The organism is Actinocrinis sp. (genome assembly GCF_035650855.1).
GTDB lineage: Bacteria > Actinomycetota > Actinomycetes > Streptomycetales > Catenulisporaceae > Actinocrinis.
Window position 1 is genome coordinate 36,275 of the sequence record NZ_DASRGV010000226.1, and the last position, 7,345, is coordinate 43,619.

Annotated in this window: 8 protein-coding genes; 2 read left to right on the plus strand and 6 right to left on the minus strand. The window is 71.2% G+C overall.

All coding sequences use genetic code 11. The annotated features are described in order from the left end of the window. The first annotated feature begins 1 nt into the window (after window position 1). Both VFB40_RS16600 and VFB40_RS16605 read left to right on the plus strand, forming a co-directional pair. Window positions 2-949, plus strand: a complete 948-nt coding sequence (locus VFB40_RS16600; RefSeq protein WP_324851617.1) for an ABC transporter ATP-binding protein — start codon at window positions 2-4, stop codon at window positions 947-949. Continuing rightward, on the plus strand, window positions 946-1,824 hold the full coding sequence (locus VFB40_RS16605) for an ABC transporter permease (RefSeq protein ID WP_324841662.1): 879 nt from the start codon (window positions 946-948) through the stop codon (window positions 1,822-1,824). Before VFB40_RS16600 ends, VFB40_RS16605 begins: the two co-directional genes overlap by 4 nt. Here VFB40_RS16605 and VFB40_RS16610 read toward each other — a convergent pair. From VFB40_RS16610 to VFB40_RS16635, 6 genes are all read right to left on the minus strand, one after another. Further along, window positions 1,814-2,683 (minus strand): esterase/lipase family protein, encoded by an 870-nt coding sequence (locus VFB40_RS16610; protein ID WP_324851618.1) that lies wholly within the window; start codon window positions 2,681-2,683, stop codon window positions 1,814-1,816. The two genes, VFB40_RS16605 and VFB40_RS16610, sit on opposite strands and share 11 nt — an antisense overlap. A 47-nt stretch (window positions 2,684-2,730) precedes the next feature. Next, a complete protein-coding gene (locus tag VFB40_RS16615; RefSeq protein WP_324851619.1) occupies window positions 2,731-3,579 on the minus strand; it encodes a metal ABC transporter permease in 849 nt (282 codons plus the stop codon). Continuing rightward, window positions 3,576-4,502, minus strand: coding sequence for a metal ABC transporter permease (locus VFB40_RS16620; protein WP_324851620.1), 927 nt, complete (start codon window positions 4,500-4,502; stop codon window positions 3,576-3,578). The genes VFB40_RS16615 and VFB40_RS16620 overlap by 4 nt, the downstream gene beginning before the upstream one ends. After that, window positions 4,492-5,400, minus strand: a complete 909-nt coding sequence (locus VFB40_RS16625) for a metal ABC transporter ATP-binding protein (protein WP_324851621.1) — start codon at window positions 5,398-5,400, stop codon at window positions 4,492-4,494. Before VFB40_RS16625 ends, VFB40_RS16620 begins: the two co-directional genes overlap by 11 nt. A gap of 109 nt (window positions 5,401-5,509) precedes the next feature. Then, window positions 5,510-6,511: a metal ABC transporter solute-binding protein, Zn/Mn family gene (locus VFB40_RS16630; RefSeq protein WP_324851622.1), complete on the minus strand. Its 1,002-nt coding sequence runs from the start codon at window positions 6,509-6,511 to the stop codon at window positions 5,510-5,512. A gap of 308 nt (window positions 6,512-6,819) precedes the next feature. Beyond that, window positions 6,820-7,345 (minus strand): phospholipase domain-containing protein (locus tag VFB40_RS16635; RefSeq protein WP_324851623.1); only part of this gene is annotated, 526 nt, incomplete at its 5' end.

Genomic DNA, 7,345 nt, shown 5'->3' on the forward strand with positions numbered 1-7,345 from the left:
CGTGATCGAGACCCGGCAGCTCACCAAGCGCTACGGCGCGGTCCTCGCGGTGGACCGGGTCGACCTGGACGTGCGCGAAGGCGACCGCTACGGCCTGCTCGGCCCGAACGGCTCCGGAAAGACCACGCTGATCCGGATGCTGCTCGGCCTGGTCTTCGCGACCAGCGGGCAGATCGAGATCGACGGCTGCCCGGTACCGCGCCGCGTCGCCCAGGTGCTGCCGCGCATCGGGGCGCTGATCGAGGGCCCCGCGTCCTACAGCTACCTGTCCGGGCGCGCGAACCTCGCCCTGATCGACGCGGCGGGACCCGGCGGCGAGCGGCGCACCCGGCGGGCCAGGATCGAGGAGGCGCTCGAGCGCGTCGGTCTCGCCGGAGTCGACCGACGCCCGGCCCGCGCCTACTCCCTGGGCATGCGCCAGCGCCTCGGCCTGGCCGCCGCGCTGCTGCGCAAGCCCACGCTGCTGATCCTCGACGAGCCGACCAACGGGCTCGACCCGCGCGGCATCCGCGAAATCAGGGACCTGCTGATCGAGCTGAACGAGAACGGCACCACGATCCTGCTCTCCAGCCACCTGCTCGGCGAGGTCGAGCAGCTGTGCACCCGCATCGGCGTGCTCGATCGCGGCCGCATGGTGATCCAGGACGAGCTGGCGGCGCTGCGTGCCCCGACCGACCGCATCCTGTTGCACACACCCGACGCCGACCGCGCCACCGCGTTGCTCGACGGCACCCTGCTCGGCCGGGACGGCGACCGGCTGATCGTGCGCGGCGCGGATCCGGCGCAGCTCAACGCCCAGCTCGTCGGCGCGGGCGTACGCGTCGCAGAGCTCGTACGCGAGCGCCGGTCACTGGAGGACCTGGTCGTCGAGGCGACCAGCGCGGGTTCGGATCGGGTGGATCAAGCGCGCCCGGACGAGACGACGTCGGCTGAGGAGGAGGCGCGGTGATCCACGTCGAGCTGCTGCGGCTGATTCGCCGCCCGCGCACCTGGATGAACCTGATCCTGTTGTGCGCGCTGCCGATCATCGTCGCGATCTTCATCTCGGTGACCAATCTGGTGCCCGCGCCAGGCCAGGGTCCTGCGTTCCTTTCCGCGGTGCTCTCCGACGGCTCGCTCTATCCCGCCGCCGGGCTCGCGATCGTGCTGCCGGTGTTCCTGCCCGTCTCGGTGGCCGTACTCTCCGGCGACGGGGTGGCCGGCGAGTCCGGCACCGGCATGCTGCGCTATCTGCTCACCCGGCCGGTCGCGCGCACCCGGCTGCTGACCGCGAAGCTGGTCGGCACCATGTCCTTCGTGGTGACCGCCGTGATCCTGGTCGCCGTCACCTCGTACATCACCGGAGTGCTCGCGTTCGGCAGCAACGGCCTGAAGCCGGTCTCCGCCTCCTCGAGCTCCGGAGCGGTCTCCTCCGCGACCACCGGCGTGTCCATCGGCACCGTCTCCACCTCGCTGTCCGGCACGCCGCTCGGCACCGGGCAGCTGATCCTGCGCGTCGCCTACGGCATCGGCTACATCTCGGTCTCGATGCTCGGCGTCGCGGCGATCGCACTGTTCCTGTCCACGCTCACCGACTCCGCGCTCGGCGCCGCCCTCGGCGCGCTCGCGGTCCTGGTCACCAGCGAGGTGCTGGCGACCCTCGACGCGGCCGGCTCGGTCAAGCCCTACCTGCCCACGAACTACTGGCTCGCCTGGATCGACCTGTTCCGCGACCCGATCCTCTGGCACAACGTCGTACGCGGTTTCGGCATACAAGCCATATACGCCGTGGTCTTCCTCGGCTTGGCCTGGGCCAACTTCTCCACCAAGGACGTCACCGGCTGAGCGCCCGCAACGCAGAGCACTGCGACGGATCGGGCGCGGCGAGCGGAGCCGTGCCGAGTGCTTGCAACACCATCCCGACCACGGCGGCGTCGGTCGGCAGCTGGCTGTGCGAGACCTGCTCGCCCGAGCAGACGGATTGCACCGACACGTTCACCGCGTCCGGCAACTCGGCCGAGGTCGGCGGCACGACCGTCTGGTCCTGTTGCGTCCACACCGAAAGCCACGGCGGATGCCCGGCGGCCGGAGCGCCCGCGTCCAGCTGAGTCAGCAGGCTGCTACCGGGGATCAGCTGCTCGCACGCGGACGGGCACGCGCCCGTACCCGCCCCCACGGCGGCGCCGGCCGCGGCGACCGTCGTGCCGTGGAAGGGAGAGCCGAGCGTGATGACGCGCCGTACCTTCGCCGCGCCGTCGTGCTGCTCGACCCACAGCCGCACCACCACGCCGCCGGCCGAGTACCCGATCAGGTCCACCGAGGGCCCGCTCTTGAGCGCGTCCGCGACATAGCCGTCCAGGACGGCGGCCTGTTGGTTCAGGTCGCCGACTCCGCCGTCCGGCAACTGCACGACCGCCGCCTGCCGTCCGGCCGCGCGGATCCGCGCCGCCAGCACGTCGAGCGAGCCGGTGCCGCCGCCGTAGCCGGGCACCAGCAGCACGGTCCCGGGCCGGTCCTGCGCCGGATACCCGGTCGGCTGGCTGTCGAGGCTGGAGACCACCGCCGGACCGGCCAGCGCGCCGACGAGGACGACGACGGCCGCGACCGAGACCCCGAGGAACCAGCGCCGCCGCGGGCTGAGCGCGCCGAGCCGCCGACCCAGCGCGGTGCTGGTCAATCGGCGCGCCGGTCTTATCCGTGCCACGGTGTTCACGATAGGGGCCCGTTGGCCGCTACGGCGCCGGGCGGTGCTTACGCGGCGGTTACCGCTACCCGCTCGCGGCCCGAACGCACTCGGCCGCACAGGATGGCGGCCGCGTACACCACCGTGACCACCGCAGTGATCGCGAAGCTGGCCGGCAGCTTGGGCACGTAGTAGGCCACGAGCAGCCCGCCCCACACCGAGCCCAACGCGAGCCCCACCGAAAGCGCCATGCCGTGATACGGCCGATCCGTCAGCGCGAGCGCCGCACCCGCGGGACCGGCCAGCAGCCCGAGCAGCAGCAGCGCGCCGACCGCCTGCGTCGCCTCCGCGGTCGTCACCCCGACCAGCGCCAGGAAGCCGAAACCGAGCAGCCGCACCGGCACCCCGCGCGCGGCCGCGACCGCCTCGTCGAGGGTGGCGAACAGCAGCGGCCTGGCGATCGCCACGATCGCGGCGAACACGCCCAGGCCGATCAACAGCGCGACGCGCGCCTGGCTGTCGGAGATCCCGATGATCGAGCCGAACAGCACGCTCGTCGTCGCGTTCCCGGTGCCGCCGCCTGAACGGTTCGTCGTGTAGAGGGTCAGGAAGAACACGCCCAGGCCGAGCACCCACGCGAACACGCTGCCGATCACCACGTCGTCCGCGCGGCCGCGCTTGCCGAGGGCGCCCAGCAGCAGCGCGATGAGGATCGTCGCCGCGAACAGACCGAGCCGCAGCTCGATGCCGAAGGCGAGAGCCGCCAGCGCGCCGGTGAAGGCCACGTGCGAGAGCGCGTCGCCGGTGAACACCTGAGCCCGCAGCACCAGGAAGTACCCGACCAGGCCGCAGGCCAGCGCGATGCCGGTCCCGGCCAGCAGGGCGCTGATCATGAAGGGGTGATCGAACAGGCTCATGCCGCGCCCACCGCCCTTGCCGCGTCAGGGCTCGACCTCAGCCGCGAAACCCGCGCCACCAACGCCGGCCCGGCGCCGCGCACGAGATACGCCAGGACGTACGCCCCGAACGCGAAGGTCGTGATGTAGAAGCCGATCGGGTAGATCGTGAAGTACGCGAACGCGAACCCGACCCAGGTCACCACGAGGCCGATCAGCACGGTCAGCAGCAGGCTGAGACCGGGGCGCGCGGTGATGATCTGCGCGGTGGCCGCGGGCATCACCAGCAGCGCGAAGACCAGCAGCGAGCCGGTGATCTGCGAGACCTCGGCCGTCGCCGCGCCGAGCAGCACCAGGAAGAGCGCGCCGAGCAGCCGCACCGGCACCCCGCGCGCCCGCGCGACGTCCGGGTCCACCGAGGCGAACAGCAGCGGCCGCCCGATCGCCGCCATCGCACCGAGAACCGCCACGGCCACCGCCGCCAGCACGATCACGTCGCCGTCGGTGATCCCGAGGATGGTGCCGAACAACAGGTTGTCGACCTGGTTCAAGAATCCGCCGTAGAGCGAGACGAACAGCATCCCGCAGGCGAGCGCGAAGGCCTGCACGACGCCGGTCAGCGCGGATTCGTTGGCGGGCTCACGGTTTCCCGGCCGCGTGCCGTACGCGATGACGAGCGCCGCCGCGACGCAGAACCCGAAGTATCCGTACCCTGATGCGACCCCGAGCAGCACCGCCCCGGCCGCGCCCGGGAATCCGGCGAGGGAGATGGTGTGCCCGGCGAAGCTCTGGCGGCGCAGCACCATGAACCAGCCGACCACGCCGGCCGTCACCGCGATGATCGTCCCGGCCCGGTACGCGTTCACCATCGACGGCAGCGACCACATCTCCTGGATGTCGCGCACCACGTTCCAGGAGAGCGACCACGCGGGATTACCCGGCATGGCGGTCGGCTCCTTGCCTCTCAGGGCGCTGATCCGCGTGCGCGTGCCGGTCGGTGTGCAGCGCGGGCGCCTCCGGCCCTCCGACGACGACGAGGCGGCCGTCGGAGGTACGCAGCACCTCGACCGGCGTGCTGTACAGGCGGGTCAGTGTCTCAGTCGTGATGACCTCCTGCGGAGTTCCGCAGGCCGCGCCGCCGGACGCGATGTATACGACCCGGTCGAGGTAGGGCAGGATCGGGTTCACGTCGTGCGCCACCATGACCACCGCGACGTTCGCCTCGCGGCAGATGCGGTGGATCAGTGCCGCGACAGAGGCCTGATTCGGCAGGTCGAGCGAGTCCAGCGGCTCGTCCAGCAGCAGCAACCCAGGGCGGCGCACGAGGGCCTGCGCGATGAGCAGCCGCTGCTGTTCACCGCCGGAGAGCGCGCCGATCGGGCGATGCGCATAGGCGGAGGCGCCGACCAGATCGATGACCTCGCGCACCCGTGCCTGTTCCGCACGCCGTTGTGCGCTGAATCGCGTGGCACCGGGAAGCGGCACGCCCCAGCGGTCGCCGTCCAGGCCGAGGCGCACGATGTCGATCCCGCGGATGCGCAGCGAGGCGTCGAAGTTGCGCCGCTGCGGCAGGTATCCGATCCGCTCGCCCGCGGCGCCGGGCCGGCGGCCGAGGACGGAGACGGTGCCGGCTGCGGACGGCAGCGTCCCCAGCAGCACCTTGATAAGGGTCGACTTCCCGACGCCGTTCGGACCGAGTACGGCCACGAACTCGCCGCTGCGCACGGTCAGGTCCACGCCGCTCCACAGCGTGCGCCCGCCGACCGTCGCCGCCGCTCCGCGCAGTGCGACCACCGCGCCCGGGTCCGCATCCGCGCCGACTGCCACCGGATCCACACTCATCGCAGTCCCGTCCTTAGCCGGTGCCGGGCTCTTCGTCATGAGGGTCCTCATCGCCGCGCCCTTCGTCACTGCGCTCTTCGTCACTGCGCTCTTCGTCAACAAGGCCGCATCACCGCCCGGTCGCCCTGGCCAGCGCGCTCTCCAGCTCCTCAAGCTGGGTCACCTGCCACTGCTGGAAGGTGTCGCCCGCGGGGAAGAGGGTCTCGGTCACCGTGGTCACCGGGATACCCTCAGCCTTGGCCTCGGCGACCTGCGCCGCGATGTCAGGCGTCGCATTCTGCGAGTTGTACACGTAGACCTTGATCGCCTTGCTCTTGATCTGCCGGTCGATCAGGCTCTTGTCGGCCGCGGTCGGGTCGTTGCCCTCGCTTATGTCGCGCAGGAACGAGGCAGGCGTCAGCATCTTGAGCCCGAGCGTGTCGGCGAGCCCTGAGACGATCGACTCCGAAGCGCCGATCGGCGTGCCGGCGTACCGGTTGCGGATGTCGCTGATCAGCTGGTTGTACGGGGCCAGCGTGGTCAGCTCGAACCGGCTCTTCTGCGCGGCGAAGTAGGCGGCGTCCGCGGGGTCGGCCTTCTGGTAGGCGGCGGTGATCGCGTCGATCACCTTGTACACGCTGGACTTCGCGTACCACTGGTGCGGGTTGTCGCCGTCCTTGAGGCCCACGATGTCGCCGACCGTGAGCACGGTGCGGTCCGCGTTCGGGTTGGCCGCGACCAGCTTCGGCGCCCACGAGGCGTCGTAGCCGAGGCCGTTCTGGATGAACACCTGCGCGGCGCTGATCGTGCGCGCGTCGGCGGGGGTGGCCTCGTAGTCGTGCGGGTCGGTGGCGGGGTTGCTGATGATCGAGGTCTCGGTCACATGTGAGCCGCCGAGCTGCGCCGCGATCGACCCCCAGAAGTTCTCGGCGGCCGCCACCGTGATCGTGCGGCCCGAGCCCGCCCCGGAGACGTCGGCGGCGGATGCCCCCGGAGCCGTGGTCGCGCAGCCGGACGTCAGCAGCAGCGCCGCCGCCGCGGTCGCCGCGACCGCGGCGCACTTGGCGGCGGCGCCGTGCGAACGCCCGCTGTGGGCACGGACCATGACAGCCCCCTCGATGAAGATGAACATCGTTTTCAATAGCTGAACCTAGCTTATGAAAACCATTCCGATTAGGCAAGGCGGGTGATCACGAGGCCCTGGTCCGTGGCCCGGCCCTTGACGCATGAGGGACTAACGGAACAACCCGGCCTCTGGTTCTGTCCGAGGCCGGGTTGTTACGAGGGGATACGCTCAAAGTGTGAGACGGAGGCGGCGAGGACTCGTCCGGTGGCTCCGCTCGGGGTAATCCGTCCGGACGCATCGGCCGTCGGCCTGGCGCATCCGGCTTAAGGCCAGCTCGCTCGGTTCCGGATGGGATTGCCAGCGCGGCCCGCAGGTCAGCCGGTGACGCTCGCCTTGCCGTTCTCGATGTGCCCCGCGAAGCGCCGCACGTACGCCGGGTCGGCCGAGATGGTCACCGACAGGTCGTACCAGCCGTGCGCCGTCCGCAGCGGGTCGAAGCGCAGCGTCTCGTGCTCGCCCGCGGCCAGCCACACCGTCGTGGACTTCTCCGCGCCGCCGTGCCCCGCGCCCCGCGGAAGCAGGTCGCGCACGCTCAGCTCGACATCGGTGCGGGTCCCGTTGCTCGCGGTCAGCCGCAGCTCGCCGTCCTGCGCCACGTCCGCGGTCACCTCGACGCCCGCGCCGCTGGTCAGCGTATTGCCGGCGAACCGGGTCAGGAAGCCGTTCGGGCCGTGCACCGTCACGTCGTACGGTCCCGCGACAGCCAGATCGATCGGACCCGCACTGCCGCGCGGCGCCACGTCGTACCCGGTCATCGTGACCCCCGATCCCTCTCCCTGGTAGACCTGCAGGTGCACCGAGCCCGCGCCGCCGTTCGCGAGGTCCAGCGTCAGCCGCGTG

Bases quoted from the DNA above. Each gene is read 5' to 3' on its own strand.
- VFB40_RS16615 (WP_324851619.1), bottom strand. From the start codon at position 3,579: ATGAGCCTGTTCGATCACCCCTTCATGATCAGCGCCCTGCTGGCCGGG.
- VFB40_RS16620 (WP_324851620.1), bottom strand. From the start codon at position 4,502: ATGCCGGGTAATCCCGCGTGGTCGCTCTCCTGGAACGTGGTGCGCGAC.
- VFB40_RS16625 (WP_324851621.1), bottom strand. From the start codon at position 5,400: ATGAGTGTGGATCCGGTGGCAGTCGGCGCGGATGCGGACCCGGGCGCG.
- VFB40_RS16630 (WP_324851622.1), bottom strand. From the start codon at position 6,511: ATGTTCATCTTCATCGAGGGGGCTGTCATGGTCCGTGCCCACAGCGGG.